The following is a 23,114-nucleotide window of genomic DNA, read 5'->3' on the forward strand; positions in this document are numbered from 1 at the left end:
GATCGGCAGGACGAAGCTCAGCCTCCCCGGACGTTGTGTTAGGCTCCTCCCGATGTCGCTGCTGGACTCTCCCAACCCCGCCCACGCATCCGCCGTCAAGCGGCTCAGGACCAGGCTCCGAGCGGGCAATACGGAGGCGCGTGCGGTACTCCTGAACCTGATGGAGGAGGACCGGGTTCCGAGCAGTGAGCGAGCTGCATTCCACGCCAGGCTGACGAGCTCGGCCAGCCGGCTCGCGCGCGCTCGGCTAGCGGAGGCTGCCCGTGTGGCGCCGAGGGTGCTCGCTGTTCCCTCGCCTCGTCCTCCCGCCATCCAGGGCGACTGGTGGCACCACGTGACGCTCAAGGCTCTCCAGGGATACAAATACCTGTCTCGAGCCGTAAAGCGCTCGCGGCCACCGCCGCGCATCTCGCTGGCTCGACCCATCGGCCAGAGCGCGAGCGGCGCCGGCGTCTCCGTGTGGATCACGAGAAACACGGGAGTAGATGCGGACGACCTCCGCGACCGTCTCGGTCTATGCACGATGAAGAGCGGCAATCATCTCTATCGGATCCGCATCGCCGTGAGCACCGTTCCGAGCCGGCCGCTCTACATCCCGACCGCGCTCGACGCCGGCTGGTACCCCGCGTGGCGGTGCCCGGACGCTGGGCACAACGCCCCCTGGGGCCTCACGCGGCACCTCCGCACCGATGCGCCGTCCGAACCGGAGCTGCTCGTGCTTCCGGACACCGCCGATGATCGAGAGGCGCGGTATGTCGGAGAGGTCCGGGCCGCTCCGCCGCGGGGTTATCTCGCCAAGCGGAGGCTTCCTTGAGCGACGCGTCGACGATCGCGCGGATGAGCGCGGCGAAGCTCCGCGCGTGGCTGCTCGCGCGGATGCGCGGATGGGAGCAGGACCCACCCGTCTCCGAGCTCCACATGGAGAGCCCGGACGACTACGTGGCCACCCTCCACGAGCAGTCGCGCGACAAGGCGTTCCGCGCGCGCCTGGAGAAGGCCGCTGTCGCCACACTCGCGGAAGCAGCTCGGGGGAACCTGCGCGAAGGGCCGGACGCGCATGCCGTTCGCTGTCTGGCCGAGCTCGTGGACACGCTGGAGCTACGCGCGGCCGAGAGCACGCTCCGTGAGATTGCAGAGCGCGGCGCGTTCGGCGGGCATGACGGCGCTCTCGACCACGACGCCGAGGAGCTCGTCCTCTTCGCGCTCGCAGGGCTCCAGACTCCGGGTGAGCTCTATTCGAAGTGGCTTGCCCTCTGGAAGCGCGAGCTCCCTGGCCTGTGGCCAGTGGTCACGGCCGGACTGCGCATCTCCGACCCGGAGCGGGCCCTCGGGATCCTTCCCGAGGCCGTCGAGCGCGCCCGTCGGAATCATGATTTCCCGCTGGGCGACGTCCTCTGGGCATTCGCCACGGATCGGACGTACAAACCGGGTGCCATCGCCGGCGCGCTGGCCGGTCTTTCGAACGAAGCGCGCCGGCGATGCCGCGATGCGCTAGCGGCGCTCGGTGCCGAGAAGGACGAGCTCGATGTGTGGTTGCCCGACCACGGTTCTGAGGGCTCCAGGACACCAGCCTGGGCACGCCGCAAGAAAGGGCCGAATCTGCCCCCGCGGCTTTATGACAAGGCAGCAGCATGATCTTCACTGAACCCAACCGTCGGGTGCTCACGTTCTACTCCTACAAGGGGGGCGTCGGGCGGACCATGGCGCTCGCGAATGTCGCCTACCGCCTGGCGAACACACACGGGCTGAGCGTCATTGCTGTCGACTGGGACCTGGAAGCACCCGGACTGCATCGCTTCTTCGGAATCTCCCCGGAAGTCGCGGGCTCGACCAACGGGATGCTCGACTACTTCGTCTCATGGCGCAACGCAGTAGCGCATAACGCTCCCGAGCCGCCGCCCGAGGTGGAGAGCGTGCTTGACTGGCTCATTCCCATCACCGATGAAAAGCATGCTCCCAGGTTCGGCTCGCTCCGGGTGCTCCTCGCTGGCCGGCTCGACAGGGCCTACGGCGATCGTCTCGCGGGGTTTCACTGGCAAGATTTCTACTCCCGGACGGAGGGTTCCGCGGCCGTGGAGACCCTGCGTGAGAAGCTCGTCGAGAACGCCAACGTCGTGCTCATCGACAGCCGCACGGGTCTGACGGACATCGGCGGGATCTGCACCATTCAGCTTCCCGATGCCGTGGTGCTGTTCACCGCGCCGAACCATCAATCGTTCGAGGGCACCGAGCGCGTAGCGCGCGCAATTGCCGGGGCGCCGGAAAAGGAACGGGCGGACCGCGAGAAACCTCGCGTGTGGCTCGCCATGAGCCGTGTCCCACTGGTAGAGGAAAGTTACCTCGCTGACGGGTGGTTCCGCAAACAAGCAAAGCTGTTCGAGAAAGGCCTCCAGGATGGCTTATGGCTCAGGGAAGACCACCCTGACGGGATCCGGACACACGTGCTCCCACACAGGGCACGCTGGGGCTTTGAAGAGAGGGTTCTGCGTGAAGGGGGCATGGTGGATTCAAAGGATCCGCTGGTGCTTGCATATGAGCAGCTCACCGGGACGCTCCTGCGGTGGCTCCGAAAGGAGTCGGTCCCGCTCTCCCCGCCCCTCGCCGTTGCATCTGCACCAGCTCACCCGAAGGATATTGCAGCTCTCCAGACGGAGGCTGCCGCAGCGGAGCTGAGAGGAGACACCCTGGGCCTTGCCATCACCCTGCACGAGCTGGCGGAAGAGCTGCGCAAGGCGAAAAGATACGAGGAGGGAATCCGCAAACTCGAACAGGCGATTGGCATTTTTTTATCGCGAGGAGCGTACCCCGAACATGCACGTGCTTTGCAGAAGCTCGGCGAGCTTCTGCTTAGTGCAGGGAGTATGGACGAAGGCGAGGAGGCACTAAGAAAGAGCATAACGATTGCTCGCCAGATCGACGAGAAGATCGTCGAGGCCGGCACGCTCGCCTTTCTTGCAGTCGTACGATTTTTCCGAGGTGCCGAGCAAGAGGCAACAGATCTACTTCTTCGGTTAGAACTAATTGAATCGCGATTCAGTCCGAACGATCCATGGCTGCTACAGATCCTTCTACTCAGAAATTTCGCGTTGTTAGGCACAGGTCGCAAGGAACTGGCTGCCGAGGTCTCTCGCCGACTTATGAGCGCCGCCCGCGAGATCGGACATGCGGAAGTCGAAAAGATCTTCTCAACGGCGCTCCACGAATTCAGCAATATTCTTCCGAAATTTTATGACACTCTCGTCCGCCGGGCCCGCTCGGGCGAGCTGGAATCCGATAAACCTGGGAGCACAACCCGTGAACAGGACTCGCCGACCCAGCGCCGAACTGGACGGAAGCGCGCCTCGCCGAGCATCACCAAGCGTTCCGGCAGTCGCCCCAAGTAGGTCCCCTTGTAGATGATCGGCGGAGACACGCCGGTCGGCAGCGCGACGTATTAAAGCGTCCGCTCACCCGCGCCGCGGCGCGCTCGCCTGGAGGGCGGCGAGCGCCTCCTCGGTGCGCGCCGTGCGCTCCGGATTGCCGAGCTCGCGGCGGATCTGCAGCGCCTTCCCGAGCTGCATCTCGGCGAACCTCCGCTCGCCGAGCCGCGCCGCGGCCCGCCCCCATAGGTCGAGCGCATCGCCGTGCCCCCACTTGTACTTCACGGCGTGGTTCTCGGCGAGCCGGCGCGCCTCGCGCGCGCACCGCAACGCCGCGTCCGGGTCCGCCTCGAGGGAGAGCTCGCCCTCGAGCACCAGCGGGTCAACGAGCAGCGAGATGAAGCCGTGCTGCTCGGCGATCTATCGCGCAGCCGCGAGCTCGCGCCGCGCCGCGCCGCCAGCGCCTCGCCGCGGAGCGCCTCCGCCCGGGCGCGCAGGCGGTGGACCCGGCAGGCCGCGTGCCGCCAGCCAGCCCGCGAGATGAAGAGCTCGGCGCCGGCGACCATCCGCAGCGCATTGTCCGCGTTCCCGAGCGCGAGCGCGCACTCGGCGAGCAGCAGCAGAAACGTCACGTGCTCCTCCCGGAAGCTCTGCCCCGCGATCCGCCGGCGGTGCTTGCGGGCGATGTCCTCCGCGCGCTCCGCCTTGCCGGCGCGCAGGTTGAGCTCGACGCGCACCATCGCGAGCAGCAGATCGTCGTGCCGGAACCCGCACACCTCCTCCAGCACGAGGCGCGCGCGGTGCGCCTCCGCTTGGCTCAGCCCACCTCTTCCTCTGATCCCTCGAAGACGCCGAGATACACCTCGTCGAGCGGAAGACGGCACCCGATCGACGACAGCTCCGCGACGCCGCTCTCCCGCACGTCGTGGAGCGTCCAGGTGCCGTCGTCATTGCGCCGCAAGACCTCCACACGCCTCCTCTGATACGAGACGAGCACGTATTCGCGCAGCGAGGGAATGGCCTGGTAGTGAGCGAATTTCTCGCCGCGGTCGTAGGCCTCGCTGCTCGGCGACAGCACCTCTATCAGCACGACCGGGTTCAGGATGCTGTTCTCATCCTCGGGATCGCGCTCCAGCGCTCCGCACACCACGCTGACGTCCGGGTACGTCGCGAGCCCTGTCGCCCGGACACGCACCCGCACGTCGGAGTTGTAGACGCGGCAGCGTCGACCGACGAGCTGGCCGCGGAGCACGCTGGCCACGTTCACCGCCATGAGCCCGTGCTCAGGCGTGCCCCCCGCCATCGCGAAGATCTCGCCGTTCAAGTACTCGTGCTTGGCCTCGCTCCCCTGCTCGCGGGCGAGGTACTCGGCGAACGTGAACGTCAGCTTCCGCGCGGGCTCGGCCATGCTCAACCTCTTCCCCTACAGGCTACTGCGCTGCCGCACGGCGGGCGAGCCGTTCTTCCCGCCAGCGCGATGGCGGTGCGCCCGACAACGAGGTCGTCACCACCTGTCCTCGATCGCCTCCACCCTCACCTCGCACGCGTCGTCCCCCCGGAGCGGCGATCTCGTCTCCTGCACCCGGAACCGCGTCCCGATCTTGAACAGCCCGCCGTACGTCTCCGCGTCGATCGGCCGCTCCGTCCCGAAATCCACGCGGTGCAGGAGCTGCATGATCGCGAGCGCCGTCCCCTGCTGGAACAGGAGCCGCGCCCTCGCCGTGGGCCCGTGCCTCACCCCGTAATACGCGCTCTCGTGCGTTATCGGCGCGCGCAGCACCAGCACCCGGCCCGGCTGGAACTCCGGCGCGGAGAGCGCACCCCACCCGAGCGCGCGGGCAAGCCCGAGCAGCTGATCCAGACGCTCGTGCTGGTCCCTGCCCGCCGGGCCGCACACCGCCTCGAACGACGCGGAGGCGAGCATCCCGCCGAGCAGGTGGAACGCGCCCGTCTGCGCCGCCTCCCGCACCAGCGCCTCGAACACCGGGCCGAGCTCCGGAGACCGACGCTCGATGAGGTGCACCGTGTCGAACGTCTTCTGCTCGAGATACCCCACCGGCAAGACCGCCAGGTTCACGCCGTACGCCTGGATGAGCCCGCGCTCGTCGGACCGGAGCGCCCCGAGCTCCTCGAGCATCGCGAGCCCCGCGCGCTGCGCCCGCGCCTCGGGGCCGCCCTCGGGCTCCCAGCTCACCCGCGACGACTCGACGAGCTCGCGCGTCAGCGCCTCGCCGAAGCGCGGCCGCTCGGACCGCCGCGTGAGCAGGAAGGCGCAGGCCGCGTCGCCCCGCGCGACGCACGTCACCTCGTCGGCGTCGAGCCGACCCCAGTCGGACGGGAACGCGAGGCTCGCCGCCGCCGAACAGTAGCCGGAGGCAAACGCGTCCACGACCATCCGGTTCTGGACCCGACCGCCGTACTTCGCGAGGAAGCTCGTGCCGTGGAAGAGCGCCTCCGCCTGCACCATGCCGCCCTCCGCGCTCAGCTCGAACCGCAAACACCCCTGCCCCATCGCGGCGAACAGCTCGGCCGCGAGCTCGAGCTTCTCCCGCGGCGAGGCGCCGTGGCGCGCCGCGTACAGCGGGCCGAGCAGCGCGTGCGTCGCCTCGAACGCCGCCTGCCGGCGCACGCCGCGGCTCTCCCCGCCGAGCGCGTCGTGGATCGTCTGCTCCAGGAAGAGCGCGTAGTGGTGCGAGTGCACGATCACCAGCTGGTCCGCCACGTGGAGCAGACAGTGGGGGGCGATGAGGCCGAGCAGATCGCCGAGCGGCCCCTCGATGCGGCCCCGCAGGCCGCGCCGGAGCGCCGTCACAGGAGCCTCCGCAGCGCGGCGCGCTCGAGGCCAAGGATGTCCGCCGCCGCCGTCTCGATGAGCACCATCGCCTCCGCGCCGAGCTCGCCTGGGTGCTCCAGCGCGAGCGGCGTCAGCCCGGCGCGCAGGGCGAGCCGGAGCCGCGCGACGTGCGGCTCCGGCGCGCGGGCCTCGAGCAGCGCGAGCAGCCGCTCGGTCCGCGCGGCCTCGGCCGACGGCGGATCCGGGGGCGGCGGCGTGCCGCCCGTCCGGCGCGACGGGATGCTCGACGAGCCCCGCGGCGGCGCGGAGCGCGCGACGCCGCGCACGAGATCGTCCACCGTGTCCGCGCTGAGCGCCTCGTCGAACAGCCCCGGCGGGTCGCTCAGCATCTCCTCGGGCGGCTCCTCGAGCGGCAGCTCGGGCGCGAGCGCCGCGGCGAGCCGCTGCGCCACGAGCCGCGCCATGCCGAGCGGCATCGTGCCGTCGAACAGGCTCGCGACCACGCACGCGCGGACGCGGCGCAGGAGGACGGTCCGGCCGCTCAGCTCCAGCGTGACCACCGGGTCCGGGAGCTCCTCCCCGCGGCCGTGCGAGCCCGGCGGCTTGCTCGACGACCGCGCGCCGCGGCCCCGGACAGGCCGGGCCGACGCCTCGCGCTCGGGGACGAGCCGCTGCGCGGCGAGCTGGCTCCCGAGGTACGCGTCGCGGAGCCCCGCGGCGACGTCGCCCGGCGAGAGGGCCGCGCCCTCGCGGACGAACAGGGCGTGGACGCGCGCGTCGCTCAGGTGGAACACGACGATCGCCTCGAGGCCGTCGACGCCGTAGCCGATGCTGTCGAGCGCGATCGGAGCGAGCGGATCGTCGTCGTCCAGCGCGCCCGCGACGGCCGTGACCCCACCGCCGAACGAGGACTCGGCGTGGTCCGCGCTCACCTGACGACCCTGACCGCGACGTCGAGCGCGTGCCGGCACGCGATGCGGACAGCGTGCGCCTCGCGCGGCATGAGCGGGCCCGGGCGCATCAGGCCGACGATGTACCCGGCCGAGCGCACCTGGAACCCGATGAGCTGGAAGCACGGCCCGTCGCCGACGCACAGGTCGAACCGCTGCGACGGGGCGCCCGGCAGCGCCGCCACGAGCGAGCCGATCGCCGACGCGATGAGGCCCGAGGCGGCGAGCCGCGCCTCGGTGTCGCGGATCGCGCCGGCGAACGGGAGCCCGGCCGCGTCCGCGAGGAAGACGTCCGTGGCGCCGGTCACCTCGGCGATCCACTCGATCACCCGCTCGCAGCGCGCGACCGGCCCGCCCGCCGCGGCGAGGTCCGGGAAGCGCGGCTGCGCGCGCCCCGCCGCGAGCGCCTCGACGGCGAGGTCGAGCCGCTCCGCGAGCGGCTCGCGCGCCGACACGAACGAGGCCGACGAGGCGGGCGACGGCAGGTCGAGCGGCGCGCCGTGCCGCGCGTCGACGTCGTCGGCCGACGAGGGCAGCGCGCTGCCGAGCCCGAGCCCGCCGCCCGCGCCCGCGCTCGACATCGGCAAGAGGTCGCTCGACGGCGCGAGCTCCTCGAACGACGGCGACAGCGGCGCCGCGGACATCGGCTCCGGCTCCGCCCGCGAGGGCGGCGGCGACCCGAACGACACGAGCGGCGCGCCCGCGGGCGCGATCGACGGGGGTTGCCGCTTGCGCGGCCTCGACTGCTTGACGAGCGCCGCCGCGGTGAGGACGGCGCTGTCGATGTCAAAGGAGGAGCGAGATCGGGCCATCGTCATCGTCCGGGGAGGTGGGCTCCAGGCGAACCAGGACGTCGTTCGCGAGCTGATCGAAGACGCGCGCGAGCGGCGGAGGCCGCTTCTGCATGAGGAGGAGCGGCGCCCCGCGGAGCGACGCCTCGAGGAACGCCTCGTCGCGCGGGATGACGGTATCGAGGATGATCCCGTCGGGGAACCTGGTCCAGAGCGTCTCGGCGACGTCGAGCGACGCGGACGCCTGCCGATCGAACATCGACAGCACCATGCCGAGCATCGACAGGCGCGGGTTCGTCTCGGCGCGCACGCGATCGATCACCGCGAGCAGCTGGCCGACCGAGCGGAGCGCCAGCGGCTCGGCCTGGAGCGGCAGGAGCGCGTGCGTCGCCACCTCGAGCGCGCGCGTCGTGACCTTGCCGAGCCCCGCGGGGCAGTCCACGACCACGAGGTCGAAGTCCGGCGCGAGCCGCGCGAGCACGCTCGGGAGCACCGGCGCGCGGGCGAGCGCGTCCTCGAAGCCCGCGACCGTCGTGGGATCGACCCGGCCGACCGTGAGCACCTGGAGCTGCGGATCGCGCGTCCGGAGCAGCACCGACTCGAGGCGCTCGGCGCCCGTGAGCAGCTCCGCGACGCCCGGCCGCGCGCGATCCGCGAGGCCCAGCGACAGCCCGAGGCTGCCCTGCGCGTCGAGCTCGAGGACCAGCGCGCGGTTGCCCGCGCGCGCAAGGGCGAGCCCCAGGTTGAGGGAAATCGTGGTCTTTCCCACGCCGCCCTTCTGGCTCGCGACCGCAATGACGTACATGGACTCCCCGACGGCGCGCAGTCCCGGCGCCCGGGGGGCATCCTAACAGGACGGATGCCGCCGGAAACTAGAGCAGCGAGATCCGCTTCATCAGCGTGCCGCACAGATCGCTCTGCGGGTTGCGCGCGCGCTCGAGCGCGAGGCCGGCGCGGAAGATCTTGTCGGCGCTATCGAGGTTGCCGAGCACCATGTGGCAGAGCCCGAGGAGCTCGTGGTCGGCGGGATCCCCGTGGATCGAGACGAGCTCGGTCAGCGCGGGCACCGCGGCGCGGTGGGCCTCGGTCATCGCTTCGGTGGGCTTCGACGGGACGCCCTTGGCGAGGATCATGAGCCGCAGCACCTGCCGCTGGTCCTCGGCCCGGTGCTTGAGAAACTCCGGCTTCTGGAAGAGATCGCGGTATCCCCGGTAGGCCGCGTCGAGGTTACCCCCGCGCGCGAGGGTGACGATGGTCTTGACCGCCTGGACGAGCGCCTCATTCGCCATGTCGAGACGATACACGGGCCGGCGCCCCGCGGGGAGCCCGCCGCTGCGCCGACGGAACGTCGCTCGAGCGCCGCGGGCGCCGCGCGCTTCCGTCGCCGTCGCTCGCACAGGCGCCGCGCCCGCTTTTGTCGGCGTCGTTCGCGCCGCGCCCGCTTCTGTCGCCGTCGCTCGCGGGCGCTCCAGGCCGCGACACGCAGCGGTGCGTCGCTTGCGGCACCGCTGTGCGCCGTGGTAGTCGCCTGGGGCTCAGTTGCCCATGCGCGCTTCTGGACGAGAAACAAGCCCGCCGGCGCCTCGCGCAGGCGCGCCGCGCGCGTCCGCCTCCGGGGTCGTGAAGGAGGCCGCTGCCCGCGCCCGCGAGGGCTCCGTCGCGCCGCGGGGGCGCTTTCTGCTCGCGTGCTGCCTCTCGGCCAGCGCGCTCGTCACGCTCGCCGCGCCGGCGGCGCTCGCGCAGCCCGGGCCGCCGGCGGACGCGGCCGTGGCGCCGCAGATCCTCGAGCACGTGGACCCTGTGTACCCGCCCGAGCGGCTCGCCGAGGGCGTCGACACGACGGTCACGCTGTTCGTCACGGTCGAGAAGGACGGCACCGTCAGCGACGCGGTCGTGGCCGAGTCCGGCGGCGCGGGGTTCGACGAGGCGGCCATGAAGGCCGTGCGGCGGTGGCGCTTCTCGCCGGCCCTGCGCGGCGGCGCGCCGGTGCGGGCGCGGATCCGGGTGCCGTTCCACTTCGCGCCCGGCCCCCACGAGGAGCAGCCCGAGCCGCCGCCGGCGAGGCCCGATCGGCCGGAGGCCTCCCCGCCGCCGGCGCCGCCGAAGCCGGTGGAGTTCGCCGGGGGCGTCGCGGGCCCGCACGCCGTGGCCGAGCCCGGCAAGCCGATCGAGATCCACGTACAGGGCCGCCCGAACCCGCCGCGGCGCGCGTCGAGCGACTTCCGGATCGGCCGCGCGGCGCTCACCGCCGCGCCGCACGCGTCCGCCGCCGACCTGCTCCGCACGGCGCCCGGCGTCCACGTCGCGCACCCCGAGGGCGAGGCGGTCGCGCAGCGCATCTTCCTCCGCGGCTTCGACGCGGAGCATGGCCAGGACATCGAGCTCCGGGTCGGGCCGATCCCGCTGAACCAGCGCTCGCACGTGCACGGCCAGGGCTACGCGGACCTCAACGTGGTCATCCCGGAGGTGGTGCGGTCGCTCCGCGTCGTCGAGGGCGTCTACGATCCGCAGCAGGGCGACTTCGCGGTCGCGGGCAGCGCAACCTTCGACCTCGGCGTCGAGGAGCGCGGGCTCCTGCTCAAGGGCACGCTCGGCTCGTTCAACACGCGGCGGCTGCTGGCGATCTGGGCGCCGGAGGCGCAGTCGGAGGACACGTTCGGGGCCGCCGCGGTGCGCACGACGGACGGCTTCGGCGACGGCACGCGCGGGGCGATCTCGGGCGCGGCCGTGGGCCAGTACCGGATGTACCTGCCGGACGAGTTCTCGCTGCTGCTCCACGTGGCGGCCCACGGCAGCCGCGCGAACCTCGCGGGCGTGCTCCGGCGGGACGACATCGCGGCGGGGCGCGTCGGCTTCTACGACGCCTACGGCGACCCGTCGGCCCGCTCGCAGTCGGCCGCGTCGACCCGGCTCCAGGTCGGGCTCCTCGCGGAGCGGGCGGACGACGACGGCTCCCAGAAGAGCGCCTGGCTCTGGGCGATGACGTCCGGCTACCGGAGCCGGATGAACTTCACCGGCTACACGCAGCGCTCGCGCGTGCGGCCCACGTGGGCCGGCCGCGGCGATCTCGTCGAGCAGTCGAACCAGGACGTCGCGCTCGGCGGGGGCCTCGCCTACCGCACGGCGCGGATCCCGCTCGCCTCGTGGCTCACCGGCCAGGTCGCCGTCGGGACCGAGGTGCAGACCGACGCGATCGATCAGGCGCAGAACCTCCTCCAGCCGCCGCAGAACGAGACGTGGGATCGGCGCGTCGACGCGTCGATCCAGCTGACCGGGATCGGCGTCCACGGCGACGCGCTGCTCGAGCTGTCGCGCTGGGCGCGCTTGCGCGGCGGCGCCCGCGCCGACGTGCTCGTCTTCGACGTGGACGACCGCCTCGGCAACTTCATCCCGGCGTTCCAGAAGGAGACGCACATCGAGGGGTTCCGGCGCACGGCGGCGGGCGTCGCGTTCGGCCCGCGGGCCACGCTGGAGGTCGACCCGCTGCCCGAGCTGCGCCTCTCCGCGGCGTACGGCCACGGCTACCGCTCCCCGCAGGCGCGGCAGCTCGAGGAGGGTGAGAACGCGCCGTTCGCGACCGTGAAGAGCTACGAGGTCGGCGCGACGCTGCGCCCCGGCGGCGGCCTCAGCGCGACGGCGGCCGCCTACGAGACGCGCCTCTCCTACGACCTCGCGTTCGACGCGGCGGAGGGCGGCCTCGCGCGCATCGGTCCGACGACCCGCCGCGGGCTCGTCGTCTACCTGCAGGCGGCGCCGAGCCCGATGCTGACCGCGGGCGTGAGCGCGACGCTCGCCCACGCCACGCTGGACGCGCCGCCCCCGCCGACGCCCGAGAACCCGACGCCGCCGTACGTCGAGGGGCAGCAGCTGCCGTTCGTGCCGCCCGTGGTGGTGCGGGCCGACCTCTCGGTGAAGCGGCCGCTCGTCACGATCGCCGGCCGGCCGATCGTGGGGCGGCTCGGCTACGGCGCGACGTTCCTCTCGGCGCGGCCGCTGCCGTACGCGCAGACCGCGGCGCCGCTCCTCGTGATGGACGCGTCGCTCTCGCTCCGCCGGAGCCTCCGCGCGGGCGGCGATCCCGCGCAGGAGGGCCCGTGGATCGAGGTCGGCGTGGAGGCGCAGAACCTGCTCGACGCCGAGCATGCGGACACCGAGTACTCGTTCGTCTCGAGCTGGCAGACCACCCCGTTGCCGTCGGCGCTGCCAGCCCGGCACATCAGCGCGGGGCCGCCGCTCACGGTCCTCGGCCACGTGACGCTCTCGCTATGAACGCTCGCAACGCTCGCAACGACCGCGCGGCCGCCCGCTGCTTGCTCGCCCTCGCGCTCTCCGCGGCGCCGGCGCTCGGCTGCGCCGGCACCGGCCAGCCGGAGGTCTCGTACCTCGCGTACGCCGAGGCCACGCCGCCCGGGGAGATCGCCGCCGGCGCCTGGACGGTCGTGCTCGACGAGGCGTCGGTCGCCTTCGGGCCGGTCCAGCTCTGCGCGGCGGAGTCCGGCTCGGCGACGCTCTGCGGCACCGCGATCGCCGAGCTGCTCTCGATCGTGCGCGTCGACCTGCTCGATCCGGGGGCGCAGCGGCTCGGCCGGGTCCGCGGCTTCGAGGGCGAGATCCGGAGCGCGTCGTTCGACTACGGGATCCACTGGTTCCTGACCGAGTCGGCGCCGGTGCGGTCGCCCGAGGCGCCCGGCGGGCACTCGGCGCACCTGCGCGGGCGCGCGACGCGGGGGGCGGCCGAGCTCGACTTCGTGGCCGACGTCGACGCGTTGCCGCAGTTCCAGGGGCAGCGCGCGGTCCCGAGCGTCGCGGCCGCGGCGACCGTCGGCGCCGAGCCGGTGCGCCTCGCGGTCCGCTTCGACGTGGGGGCGTGGGTCGCGCGGATCGACTTTGACGCGCTGGCCGAGGAGGCCGGGAGCGCGGGCGCAGGCGGCGAGCAGGGCGAGGGCGCAGGCGGCGAGGGCGGGACGACCAGGGCGGCGATCGCGCCGGGGTCGCGCGCGCACAACGCGCTGGTGATCGCGATGACGGCGCAGGAGCCGCCGGAGCTCGTCTGGTCGGGGTCGCCGTGAGGGGCCGCCGCGGCGCGGGCGCGAGGGCGCGCGTGCCGGTGCGGCGGCCGCTCCCGCGACAAGCGCGCGCTCGCGCGGGCTGGAGCGCGCGGTGGCTTGTGTTGCTCGCGCTGCTCGCGCAGCTGTGCGGCCTGACGCACGCGCTGCTCGTCCGGCACGACCGCTGCGAGCACGGCGAGCTGGTCCACGTCGGCGCGCTGGTCGACGCCGGTCACGGCGGCCACTCGCACGCTGCCGGCGCCGCCCGCGCTACCGGTGTCGCGCGCGCCGCGCCGCCCGCCGTGGCCGCGGCGCCGCAGCAGGCCGAGGGCCGGGCGCCCGGCCCCGGAGAGGAGGTCGCCGCGCAGGACGCGCTGCGCCAGCGCCACCTCGACGACGATCACTGCGACGCGTTCGCGCGGTGCGGCCAGCTCGGCGCGCCCGTTCATCGCGTGGGCGAGGCCACCCTGCTCGGGGTGCTCTGCCTCGACGCGCTCCGGCCCTCGCCGGAGGTCCGCCCGATCCCCTTGCTGATCCTGGCGCCGAAGAGCTCTCCGCCCGCGGCCTGATCGGCGAGGCGACAGGGTGATGCGGGCGCGGCGCGCGCAAGACGCGCGGGGCTGCGCTCGCCGGGCGCGCCCGTGCGCGCTCGTTCGGATTTCCAGCGAGTGAGGAGCAGGATCATGCAGAGCATCGGACAGGCAAGGATCGCGGTCGCGGCGTGCGCGCTCGCGCTGGTCGCGGGTTGTGGTGGTGACGACGACGGCGCGGGGTCCGGGACCGGCACCGTGCAGATCTTCGTGGAGCCGGAGGACACGATCCCCGAGGGCCTCGAGCCGGGCACGGGGGAGGAGAACATCGCGGACGGCTGGAAGGTCACCTACGATCGATTCCTCGTGACCATCGGCAACGTGCGCGCGGCGCGCTCGGACGCGCCGCAGGAGACGCTGAGCGATCCGTCGGTGTTCGTCCTCGACCTCAAGAACGCTCCGGCCACGAGGTATGTGATCGCGGAGTTCGAGGGCGCGAGCGCGGCGCGCTGGGATCGCTTCGGCTTCGATCTCCCGAACGCGCGGGAGGGGGTGAAGACGCTCTCGCCCACCACCGAGGACGACGTGGCCCTCATGGTCGATAACGGCTACTCGGTGTTCTTCGAGGGTTCCATCGAGAAGGAGGGGGGCGAGTCGTGCCCGCCGGACGGGGAGTGCGTCCCCGCGGAGGAGGTGCGCTTCAGCTGGGGTCTCTCGGCCGGCACGTCGTTTGACGACTGCGCGACCGAGGACGAGCTGCCCGGCTTCAGCGTGCCGACGGGCGGGACGATCGCGGTGAAGCCGACCATCCACGGCGATCACTGGTTCTTCAACAACATCACCGCGGGCGTGGAGCTCACGAAGCGCTACGCGCAGTACATCGCCGACTGCGATCTCGACGGCGACGGCGAGACGACGATCGAGGAGCTCGAGCAGGTAAAGGTCGCCGACGTCTTCGGCCAGGAGTACAACCTCGCCGGCGCGATCGGGGAGCTCGAGACGGCGTACGACTACGTGGTCGCGCAGGCGCGCACGCTCGGCGACTTCCAGGGCGACGGCGAGTGCCCGAAGCGCGCAGTGCTGCCGTGATCGGGTGAAGGCGACGGGCCGCGCCGGTCATGATGGCCGGCGCGGTCAGCCTGCCCGAGCGCACGCTTCGGCCACGGCCGCGCCCGGATCAATGGTGACACAGGGACGCGCCACCGGTACCCCTTCGCTCTGCTCGGCGACAGCGGCGCGCGGGCCTCGCCATCAGAAGCGATAGACGCCTTCGACGGCGGCGCTGACCGAGATCCCGGACCAGGCGATACCTGGGATATACGTCGTATGTACGGTGCCTCTGCCGCCGAGCCTGCTCTCCGGTGCGGGCAACACCATCGCGCCCAGGTGGAAGGCCGGCGCCAGGCCGTGCTCCCGCTGGCACCACGTGTCGGCGCAGAGGGGCACGGCGAACACGTCGAGGCTCGGACCGATCTCCAACGTGAGATCGCGGAGGTGGATCCCGAGCAGGGCGGCGTTCACGTCGATGACGCCGATCCAGCGCAGTTCCTTCAGGTTGAAGAGGGAGACCGAATTGCGGTAGCGAAGGCTTCCCCATTCGGCGAACCGCCAGCCGAGCGACGCGCTGGGCTGGAGGGTCATCCCTCCCGTGGCGCGGCGCTGACCCAGCAACGTGATGCCCACGCCGAGACCCGCCTCGACGTCGAAGCCGCCCGCGCGGGCGGCGCTGGGGAGCAAGGTAACGGCGACGGCGACGGCGACGACCTGACACCATAAGAGGCCGTCGCTCAGAAGTCTCCTCCTCCGCTCGGGGGCGGGAGCGGCAGCGGCGGGAGGTCGCTCGCCATCGGAGGAGCGTCGTCGCAGCCGTCGATGTCGTTCGGGCAGCGGCCCACCGGCATCGGTGGCGGCGACCTGAGCGGCTTGCCGTCGCAGTGCACATCCTCGACATGGAAGCTCACCTTGAAGAGCAGACGATCCGCCGCCGACATATTCTTGCTAATTTCATTGAAAAGCCATTTAGGGAACTCGAATTGGCTTGCACCGATGCAACGCGCCACAGTCTCATCCCAATCAAGACCCTGGTTTTTGAGGGCTGCTAGCACATCCCCTGCAGTCCATCGATCAAGTCGCTCATACTCCTTCCATGTCCCGCTCCCACGGGGCTCCTCAAGTTTTCCAGTGCACCGGACATCGATCACATCCGCGTTTGAATCGAGCGACTCGAGCCACGCTTGGACTCGCACGGACGCGTCGTAATCGGGAACAGAGCAGCTCAATAGAACGAACAGAAACAACAACATGCACCTTCGCATCACGCACCTCCGATGCCACAGACGCGCCAGGTCTGCAGCTTCGCTGCCGAACCGGATGGGGCCGCTCTACGCGGATCAGTCGTTCGAGACCGAGCGTTCCGGTGCGCTCGCGTGCGGGGATTCACGAGTAGTCTTCGGGCGGTACCGGGGGCAGGCCGAGCTCTGCCCTAATCGCATCCCTGGCGTCACGGAGTTCGCGGGTGATCTCGTTCTCCGACTCCGCACCCCTCATCCCCTCCAACGTCGCTTCCAACTCGTCTGGATACTTTTCCAGCTCGAACGTCTTTCCACCTTCCGTCATCCTGAGGAGCGTCTCCTGCCGGGCCTGACGCCACCGCTTGTCGGCTATCTGCGCATTATAGACGGTCCTCGCGTGCTCGTAACGCAGCACCACCTTTTCGCTCACGCCGAACTGCTCGGCCAGAGCGCGCCGCTCCTCCGCCGACACGCCGCCGGACCGGGTCTTGCGGGCGATCTCCCAGATGAGAAGGATGTCTTTTGACCATTCAACGCTCATACCCGTAGCTCAGCGCACACCCTACGAACAGCGAGAGACCGCCCGTCACCGCGAAGGAGCGTCGTCGCAGTCCTCGGTGCCGTCCTGGCATCGGCCTCCCGGCGCCGGTGACAGCGCCATGAACCGTTTACCCCCGCAGCGCACCCCCTGGACCCAAGCGGAAATCTTGAAGCCCAGAACCTTGACCCCCCTCATCGTCTCGCTGACGGTACGGGACAGCCATCCGGGGAGGTCGTTTCGGGCGGCTTCGCGGCGTGCGGCGCGGCGACGCGCCAAAATCTCCTCGTGGTCGACCACCTCGCCATTGACGACGACCGCCGATTCACGAGCGAACCATCGCTCGAGTTGTTCGCCCTCCTCCCAAGCCCCGCTCCCGCCAGGCGCCTGGATCGTCCCGGTATACGGGCCCTCGATCGCGCCGGCGCCTGGACCGACCGACGCAATCCACGCTTGTCCACGAACGGACGCACCGTCGTCGGGAACAGAGCAGGTCAGCAGAGCGAGCAGGAACAACGAAACACATCGTCGCATCACGCACCTCCTACGCCGGAGGCGCGCCAGGTCGCCCGCTTCGCTGTCGAACCCGCTGGAGTCGGCCGGCGCAACTGCGTACGAAGCCCCCGCGCGGCCGAGCAATCCGGCAGTCGCGGGGCGCGCACGATCCGTCCTCGTCGCAGCAATGGCAGCGTCGAACGCGCCGGATCGAGGGCGGCATGCATGTCGGTGCACCAGTGAGCGTTGCGCGCGCTCCGCTCGTGGCCGGGCGGGTCGCCGGCCTCCACGCCATCGCGCCGGCCGGGCGCTGGAGGGCTGCCCGCCGCCTTGGCTGCCCCGAGAGCGAAAGGCGCCGCGCCGAGCATCCGGCATGCCAAGCACGATTGCGCACCGTACCGCACGCGGCGACGATACCTGCGGCGACCGCTCCGCGTCAACCTGCGCCGCAGCTCGTGGCCTGTGAGTGCGCCGGACGCGGCTCTCGACCGCGATGGGCCGGGCCCTGCGGGGAGGTCGTGCCGCTGCGCCGTGCTGGTCTATAGGTCCGACGTGGGGTGAAGAGCCGTCGGATGGCGGAGGAGATCCCTCCGGACTGCGGTGGGAAGCGCTCCCGACTGCAGCCCGGACCCCGCCGGATTGCAGTCCGGACCCCGCCGGATCGCGGTCCGGACCCCTCCGGATCGCAGTCCGGACCCCGCCGGATCGCAGTCCGGACCCCTCGGAATCGCGGTCCGGACCCCGCCGGATTGCAGTGGAGACGCTATCTAGCAGCCATCATGGCGCCCCGGAGCGCGGTCGAGAGCGGCGGGGCGAAGGGCGGGGTCAGCCGGCGCGCTCGTCCGCCGGTGACATGGACGGTCTCGACCGGCAGCGCGGCTAGAAGTCGCCCGCGCCGCCGTCCTCCTCCTCGCCGTCCGGCGCGGCGTCCTCCGGCGCGGCGTCCTCCGGCGCGGCGTCCTTCTTCTTTCGCTTGAGCGCCGTGAGCCCGAGCGTGACCTGCGCGCGCGTGCCGAAAATGCCGCGGAACGTCGTGGCCCAGTCGTTGTACCAGAGGCGGAGCGACTCCAGCGCGGCGAGCTGCGCCTCCTTGGCCTTCGCGATCTCCTCCCGGCTCAACGCGGGCGCGGCCCTGTCCGGCGTCCTGTGCTCCTCCGCGGCGGCGATCAGCCGGCGCATGGCCTCGATCTTCTTCGGCGTGAGACCGCGCTCGCCGAGCGTCTCGTACAGCTTCCGCGCGCCGCGCTCGGCGCTCGACGCGAGCTCGTCGATCCGGTTCAGGAACGTCTTCACCGAGTCCACCACGGCGGGGCTGAGCGGCTGCTGCGAGAGATCCTTGAAGAACGCGGCGGCGAAGCGATCCGCGCTCTCGCGCGGCAGCGCCCGCGGGATGAGCGCCCGCATCCGCGGGAACCACAGGTTCTCGAACGCGTCGATCTCCTGGAGCAGGCGCATCCGCTCCGCGGAGACGCCGGCCGCGACGTCGAGGTGATCGCTCTCCGCCAGCCAGTGCTCGAAGCGGCGGTTCTTGCCGGAAGCCGTGGTGTACAGCTCCCATCCGAGATCGTGCTCCTTCTGCGTGTACCCGTGGCGCCGCGCCCGATCGAGGTACTTCGGGATGTTGAAGAGCAAGGTATGGACACGTCCGAGGAACGCCGTGGTCACGGCGTCGAGCTCCGTCGGCGTGGCTTCATCGAGCGCCTCGTCGAGCGGCTCGGCCTCGGTGTGCTCAGCCTTGGGTGCCTTTGGGGACTTCGATGTCTTGGGTTTGCCCATGAGACCCTCCAGCGTGGGAAGCTACACGGACGGACAAGCCCAAGTCATCCGCAATGTGGGTCGAAAACGTGCGCCCCATGTCACTGCTCGCGCGGGGGGTGAACCGGCGGCTCTCACGACGACTCCGCACCCGACGGAAAGATAAGGCGCGGCGGAGCCGACAGGGAAAGAGCGCTTCGCCTCCGGCCCGGATGGAGGTAGCCAAGACGACGCGCCCCACGAACGGGGTGAGCCTCACCCCCGAGCCCCCGATCGAGACCATGCGACGCTCGCTCTACACGCTGATCCCCGTGCTCGCGCTGCTGATGGAGAGCTCGGCCATGGCCGCGCCGCCGCCCGCCGAGCCTCCGGAGCCGGCCGCACAGCGGCAACTGCGCGCGCAGGCCGAGCGCCTCGTCGGCGCAGGTCACCTCGCGGAGGCGCGGGACGTTCACCTGTCCTTGTGGCGGGTGGGCCGGCGCCCCCTGGACGCGTTCAACGTCGGGACGCTGTCGCAGCGGATCCGAGACTACCCGACGGCGGCCGAGTACCTGACGCTCTGGCTCGGCCTGGTCGGGTCGCCGGAAGCGCCGAGAGGCCCCGTGCCCTGGACCGAGCAGGACCGGCAGAAGCACGCACAAGCGCGTGTGGACCTCCAGGCGGCGCGCAAGCACGTGGGTGCGCTGGAGATCAACGTGAGCGATCCGGGCGCCGAGGTCCTGGTGGACGGCCGGCGAGTCGGTCTGTCGCCGCTCAAGAGTCCGGTGTTCGTGTGGCCTGGACAGCGTCGGGTGAGCGCGCAGCTCGGCGGCGCACGAGAGGAGCAGTCCGTCTCCGCGACGGCGGGCGGCGAGCACACGGTGCGGCTCGTGTTGCCCGCATCGCCCGCCGAGGCGCAGTTCGACGGCGCCCGCGGCCTTCGCAGCGCACCAGGGACGCCCCCCTCTGCCCCGCCGTCGCCGGGACCGGGTCCCGCGCGTCGATGGCTCACCGTGGGAGGACTGGCCGCCACCTCGGCCGCTCTGGGGGTCTTCGGAGGCGTCGCGGCCGGCGTGGCCAACAGCGCGGCCGAGGAGCGGGACGTGGCCCTCGCACGGGTGCAAGCCGACAGCGTGAGCGGCTGTCCCGGCGGCGCCGCCTGCGGCCAGTTCACGGATGCCGACGGGCGCGCGAAGACATGGACGGCGCTCTCGGCCGGCGCGTTCGTCGGGGCTGGCCTGAGCGCCGCTGGCGCGGCCGCCGCCTACCTGCTCCTGCCGGCCGGCCCGGTTCGCGTCACGACCGGGGGCACCAGCGTGCAACTCGCCACGTCGTGGTAGCCGCGCCGGGGCCGCGAATTCTTTCAGAGAGCGGACGTTGCGATGAGAATCCACAGGCGATGTCCGCAATGCGTGCTGCGCCGCCGTATCGATCGCAGCTGAGTGGTTCCGGGAGATCGCTTCTCCGGTTTTCTGGTAATCTGTCGCCCCATGTCGAGGAAGCTCGGTGCCGGCGGGGTGCTCGTCGTGAGCGCGGCCCTGTGGATCGCGTGCGCCGGTGAGGCGTCCGTGGGCGTGGACGACCTCGAGGGGCGCCCCTGCGACGCCCGGGACGAGTGCGCGACGCACCTCGGCCTCGACTGCATCCGTGGAGCCTGCCTGTGCCCGACCCCAGGGGACAGGCTGTGCTGCCTCCAGGATGAGGAGCCCTGCGGGCGTGAGTGCCGCCCCGCGAGCGAGTGCGCCGACCCGCAGGATACCGGGGCGAAGCCTGACGCCGGCACGACGCCTGCGGACACGACGGAGTGCGACATACCCAAGGACTGCTCCGGACCCGCCGACCCGAGGTGCGGCGTCGCGACCTGCACCGACGGCGTCTGCGGTCTCGAGATCATGCCCGAGATCGAGCACCAGCCGCGAGGGGATTGCATCGTGCTCACGTGCGGTCCGCTGGGCGAGCTTTACAAGGAGGTCTCGCTGGCCGATGCGTTCAACGACGGCAACGAATGTACGATCGACTCCTGCGACACGCCGAGCAAGACGACACGTACCCCCCCTGTCGAGAGGGGCCCGTCCCCATCCAGCTCAGGCTACTGCGACGGCCAGGGGCACTGGGTCGCGTGCCTGCTGCCGGAAGACTGCCGGAACCCGGCGCTGACATGCTCAAAATCAGGAGCGTGCGTTCCGACATGGTGCGAGAACGGAATCTTCGAGTCCCTGTTCGGAGAAACCGCACAGGACTGCGGCGGAGAGTGTGACCCATGTCCGTCGGGCCTGCCGTGCACGACGGACGCCGACTGCAAGGAGCACGTGTGCAGCGATGGCATGTGCGCCCGTGCGATGTGCCGGGACCGCGTACAGAACGGCTCCGAGACCGGCGTCGACTGTGGCGGACCTTCGTGCGATCGCTGCACGGCCGGGCAAGGGTGCGCAGCACACAACGACTGCACGAGCGGCGTGTGCTCGCTGGGCACGTGCGCCGCCGCATCGTGCGATGATGGAGTGATGAACGGCGGTGAAAACTCGGTCGACTGCGGCGGCTCCTGCCCCTGCGGGACCGACCCAGAACGAGACCCGTAGCGAGCAAGGTGACGCCATGAAAGATATCTGCGCCGCGATCCTGGCCGTTGCCGCTGTCGGCAGCGCATTCACATGCGCTTCGAGCGACCCCTACGTCCCTCCGCCGGCGGAGGAGGAGGAGTGCCGCGAGGAAGGCGAGGCGTGCAGCAGCACCGAGGAGTGCTGTATCGCGTATCCTTACGATTACTGCAAGAAGACAGCGTGCCAGGATGGCATCTGTGGGTTCGTGATCACCAGCAAACTCAAGCACCAAAGGCGCGGAGACTGTTCCAAGCATGTGTGCCTCACCGACGGCTCGTATGCCACGAGGCCAGATCCGGCGGACCTGCCCGAAAATGGAAACCCGTGCATCCTGGATGAGTGCACGGACGGTGTCCCGTCCTTCCCTGCCGCACCGAAAGGCCCTTCACCCGACGGGATCGGGTTCTGCGATGGCCTCTTCCACAAGATCGAGTGCATCACGACGGCCGACTGCGAGGACACGGCGCTGACGTGCTCGCCCGGAGGCAAGTGTGTCGCGCCGTCGTGCGTCAACGGCGCTGTGGACACGGATCGCGGGGAGACCGACATCGACTGCGGTGGCGCTTGCGATCCGTGCCCCGCCGGAAGCCGGTGCAGCTCCGGAGCGGATTGCGCCGAAGGCGTATGTGGCCCTGGCAACACGTGTTCCGAGGCGCGCTGCGACGACGGCGTCAAGAACGGGGAGGAAACCGACATCGACTGCGGCGCGGTCGCCTGCAAATCGCTGTGCGACGAAGGGGACGGCTGTCAATCCGTCGCCGACTGTTGGAGCACCGTCTGCCTGGCGGGCGTGTGCCAGGTGCCGAGGTGCGGCGACGGCATCTGGAACGGCCCCGAGAAGGGCTGGGACTGCGGGGGGCCCGGCTGCCATCCGTGCGAGTAGCCGGCAGTTCCTCGATAGACCAACGCCCAACGTCGCTCCGCTGCCGAGCCTCTCCCCCGCGCTCTGCGATCGCCTAGCGCGCCTCGTGCTCGCGCCAGAAGGCGAACGCCTCGTCCAGGTAGATCTCCTTCGCCCCGTGGCCGACCGGGTGTTCGGCGACGCGCACGGGCCAGCCCGCGCCGCGCAGGACGCCGGCGAGGGCGCGGGCCGATCTTCCCACCGAGTCGTGGGCGCCGAAGCCGATGTAGAACGGCCTGGGCGCCAGCGTCGCGAGCTCGGGCGTCGCCTGGCCTCCGCCGCCGGACATCGCGCCGAAGCCGTCGGCGTCGATGCCGCCGCGCAGCGCGAGCGCCGCGGCGAAGAACGCGCCCGACGACGAGCCGGCGACGACCACCCGCGAGAACGAGACGCCGGCGATCTCCTCGAGCTTGCGCCGCTTCTCGGCGAACGCCGCCACGAACGCGGCGGCGTGCTTCTCGTACGCTGGCCCGCCCGTCGGCCAGCCCCACCAGCTCGCGTACCCCTTCGGCGCGAGGCCGACCTTGCCGCGCGGCATCAGGGCGGCGACGCCCGCTCGCCGGGACGCGCGCGACACGACCGTCTCGAAGTTGGTCTTCTGCTGGCTCTCCTTCCCCGGCGGGACGATCCCGTGGAGGTAGATGAGCAGCACGCGCGTCGGCGCGTCGGGCAGCACGTAACAGGTCTCCTCGTCGAGCGCGTCGACGCCGTCGATGCACCAGTCCGTGTCGACGCGCGGCGGGCGCGCTCGAGGCCACGGCGCCTGCTCGGGCTGCGCGCTCGCGGCCGCGTCGGTGGCCGGGATCGGCGGCGGCAGCGCCGGGCCGGGCTCCGCTGGAGCGAGCGCGGCGCCGTCGTTCGGCAGCGCGCGCCCGCTCCTCGCGTCCGCCGCGGTGTTGCACGCGCACGGGACGACCATGATGAGGGTGAAGAGCCGCGTGATCCACCTGCCCGGCACAGCACCGTTCATGGCGCCTCGATTCTGAGCCCCCGACGCGCCGTACGGTAGTCGTTCTTGCACTCCTCTAGGTCCCGCAGCGCCTCGTCCACCCGCGATCCGGCGCTCCGTCCGTGGGCCCGGTG

At 71.3% G+C, this 23,114-nt stretch carries 24 protein-coding genes; 10 read left to right on the forward strand and 14 right to left on the reverse strand.

Annotated features, from left to right (window positions below; translation table 11 throughout):
* Positions 1-523 precede the first annotated feature (523 nt).
* The 3 genes from WME75_RS36610 to WME75_RS36620 are packed head-to-tail and all read left to right on the forward strand — an operon-like array spanning position 524 to position 3,383.
* Positions 524-814 carry a hypothetical protein gene (locus WME75_RS36610; protein WP_437480845.1) on the forward strand — a complete coding sequence of 97 codons (291 nt, stop codon included), beginning with the start codon at positions 524-526 and terminating at the stop codon, positions 812-814.
* On the forward strand, positions 811-1,635 hold the full coding sequence (locus WME75_RS36615) for a hypothetical protein (RefSeq protein WP_437480848.1): 825 nt from the start codon (positions 811-813) through the stop codon (positions 1,633-1,635). Before WME75_RS36610 ends, WME75_RS36615 begins: the two co-directional genes overlap by 4 nt.
* Positions 1,632-3,383: a KGGVGR-motif variant AAA ATPase gene (locus WME75_RS36620; RefSeq protein ID WP_437480850.1), complete on the forward strand. Its 1,752-nt coding sequence runs from the start codon at positions 1,632-1,634 to the stop codon at positions 3,381-3,383. The genes WME75_RS36615 and WME75_RS36620 overlap by 4 nt, the downstream gene beginning before the upstream one ends.
* Before the next feature lie 63 nt (positions 3,384-3,446).
* On the opposite strand, the gene WME75_RS36625 is transcribed toward WME75_RS36620, so the two are convergent.
* The 8 genes from WME75_RS36625 to WME75_RS36660 all read right to left on the reverse strand — a co-directional run bounded on the left by WME75_RS36625 (position 3,447) and on the right by WME75_RS36660 (position 9,183).
* Positions 3,447-3,644: a hypothetical protein gene (locus tag WME75_RS36625; RefSeq protein ID WP_437480853.1), complete on the reverse strand. Its 198-nt coding sequence runs from the start codon at positions 3,642-3,644 to the stop codon at positions 3,447-3,449.
* The gene (locus WME75_RS36630; protein ID WP_437480856.1) at positions 3,641-4,147 is read right to left on the reverse strand and encodes a hypothetical protein; all 507 of its coding nucleotides are present in this window, start codon (positions 4,145-4,147) and stop codon (positions 3,641-3,643) included. The genes WME75_RS36625 and WME75_RS36630 overlap by 4 nt, the downstream gene beginning before the upstream one ends.
* A gap of 29 nt (positions 4,148-4,176) precedes the next feature.
* Positions 4,177-4,767 (reverse strand): Uma2 family endonuclease, encoded by a 591-nt coding sequence (locus tag WME75_RS36635; protein ID WP_437480858.1) that lies wholly within the window; start codon positions 4,765-4,767, stop codon positions 4,177-4,179.
* Positions 4,768-4,863: 96 nt separating this feature from the next.
* Entirely contained in the window at positions 4,864-6,171 is a 1,308-nt protein-coding gene (locus tag WME75_RS36640; RefSeq protein ID WP_437480861.1) for a hypothetical protein, read from the reverse strand.
* A complete protein-coding gene (locus tag WME75_RS36645) occupies positions 6,168-7,085 on the reverse strand; it encodes a hypothetical protein (RefSeq protein WP_437480864.1) in 918 nt (305 codons plus the stop codon). Before WME75_RS36645 ends, WME75_RS36640 begins: the two co-directional genes overlap by 4 nt.
* Entirely contained in the window at positions 7,082-7,915 is an 834-nt protein-coding gene (locus tag WME75_RS36650) for a hypothetical protein (protein WP_437480866.1), read from the reverse strand. The genes WME75_RS36645 and WME75_RS36650 overlap by 4 nt, the downstream gene beginning before the upstream one ends.
* Positions 7,890-8,699 carry a ParA family protein gene (locus tag WME75_RS36655; protein ID WP_437480869.1) on the reverse strand — a complete coding sequence of 270 codons (810 nt, stop codon included), beginning with the start codon at positions 8,697-8,699 and terminating at the stop codon, positions 7,890-7,892. Before WME75_RS36655 ends, WME75_RS36650 begins: the two co-directional genes overlap by 26 nt.
* A 67-nt stretch (positions 8,700-8,766) precedes the next feature.
* On the reverse strand, positions 8,767-9,183 hold the full coding sequence (locus WME75_RS36660) for a hypothetical protein (RefSeq protein WP_437480872.1): 417 nt from the start codon (positions 9,181-9,183) through the stop codon (positions 8,767-8,769).
* 331 nt (positions 9,184-9,514) lie between these two features.
* Here WME75_RS36660 and WME75_RS36665 point away from each other — a divergent pair, with 331 nt between their 5' ends.
* From WME75_RS36665 to WME75_RS36680, 4 genes are all read left to right on the forward strand, one after another.
* Positions 9,515-12,163: a TonB family protein gene (locus WME75_RS36665; protein WP_437480875.1), complete on the forward strand. Its 2,649-nt coding sequence runs from the start codon at positions 9,515-9,517 to the stop codon at positions 12,161-12,163.
* Positions 12,160-12,963 (forward strand): hypothetical protein, encoded by an 804-nt coding sequence (locus WME75_RS36670; protein ID WP_437480877.1) that lies wholly within the window; start codon positions 12,160-12,162, stop codon positions 12,961-12,963. The genes WME75_RS36665 and WME75_RS36670 overlap by 4 nt, the downstream gene beginning before the upstream one ends.
* 98 nt (positions 12,964-13,061) lie before the next feature.
* The gene (locus WME75_RS36675; protein ID WP_437480880.1) at positions 13,062-13,511 is read left to right on the forward strand and encodes a hypothetical protein; all 450 of its coding nucleotides are present in this window, start codon (positions 13,062-13,064) and stop codon (positions 13,509-13,511) included.
* Positions 13,512-13,625: 114 nt separating this feature from the next.
* Entirely contained in the window at positions 13,626-14,561 is a 936-nt protein-coding gene (locus tag WME75_RS36680) for a hypothetical protein (protein WP_437480883.1), read from the forward strand.
* Between the two features lie 162 nt (positions 14,562-14,723).
* Here WME75_RS36680 and WME75_RS36685 read toward each other — a convergent pair whose 3' ends face one another.
* The 5 genes from WME75_RS36685 to WME75_RS36705 all read right to left on the reverse strand — a co-directional run bounded on the left by WME75_RS36685 (position 14,724) and on the right by WME75_RS36705 (position 18,572).
* Positions 14,724-15,155: a hypothetical protein gene (locus WME75_RS36685; protein WP_437480885.1), complete on the reverse strand. Its 432-nt coding sequence runs from the start codon at positions 15,153-15,155 to the stop codon at positions 14,724-14,726.
* Between the two features lie 104 nt (positions 15,156-15,259).
* Complete coding sequence (locus WME75_RS36690; RefSeq protein WP_437480888.1) at positions 15,260-15,463, reverse strand: hypothetical protein; 204 nt, start codon at positions 15,461-15,463, stop codon at positions 15,260-15,262.
* 445 nt (positions 15,464-15,908) lie between these two features.
* Entirely contained in the window at positions 15,909-16,304 is a 396-nt protein-coding gene (locus WME75_RS36695; protein WP_437480891.1) for a hypothetical protein, read from the reverse strand.
* Between the two features lie 45 nt (positions 16,305-16,349).
* Entirely contained in the window at positions 16,350-16,835 is a 486-nt protein-coding gene (locus tag WME75_RS36700; protein ID WP_437480893.1) for a hypothetical protein, read from the reverse strand.
* Between the two features lie 840 nt (positions 16,836-17,675).
* Positions 17,676-18,572 carry a hypothetical protein gene (locus WME75_RS36705; protein ID WP_437480895.1) on the reverse strand — a complete coding sequence of 299 codons (897 nt, stop codon included), beginning with the start codon at positions 18,570-18,572 and terminating at the stop codon, positions 17,676-17,678.
* A gap of 191 nt (positions 18,573-18,763) precedes the next feature.
* On the opposite strand from WME75_RS36705, the gene WME75_RS36710 reads away from it, so the two are divergent.
* The 3 genes from WME75_RS36710 (at position 18,764) to WME75_RS36720 (ending at position 22,013) form a co-directional block, all read left to right on the forward strand.
* The gene (locus tag WME75_RS36710; RefSeq protein ID WP_437480898.1) at positions 18,764-19,870 is read left to right on the forward strand and encodes a hypothetical protein; all 1,107 of its coding nucleotides are present in this window, start codon (positions 18,764-18,766) and stop codon (positions 19,868-19,870) included.
* 150 nt (positions 19,871-20,020) lie between these two features.
* Entirely contained in the window at positions 20,021-21,109 is a 1,089-nt protein-coding gene (locus WME75_RS36715) for a hypothetical protein (RefSeq protein WP_437480900.1), read from the forward strand.
* A gap of 16 nt (positions 21,110-21,125) precedes the next feature.
* Positions 21,126-22,013, forward strand: coding sequence for a hypothetical protein (locus tag WME75_RS36720; RefSeq protein WP_437480903.1), 888 nt, complete (start codon positions 21,126-21,128; stop codon positions 22,011-22,013).
* Between the two features lie 73 nt (positions 22,014-22,086).
* On the opposite strand, the gene WME75_RS36725 is transcribed toward WME75_RS36720, so the two are convergent.
* The gene (locus WME75_RS36725) at positions 22,087-23,001 is read right to left on the reverse strand and encodes a hypothetical protein (protein ID WP_437480906.1); all 915 of its coding nucleotides are present in this window, start codon (positions 22,999-23,001) and stop codon (positions 22,087-22,089) included.
* Positions 23,002-23,114 lie beyond the last annotated feature (113 nt).

The organism is Sorangium sp. So ce1014, from assembly GCF_051521505.1.
In the GTDB taxonomy this organism is placed as follows: Bacteria; Myxococcota_A; Polyangia; order Polyangiales; family Polyangiaceae; genus Sorangium.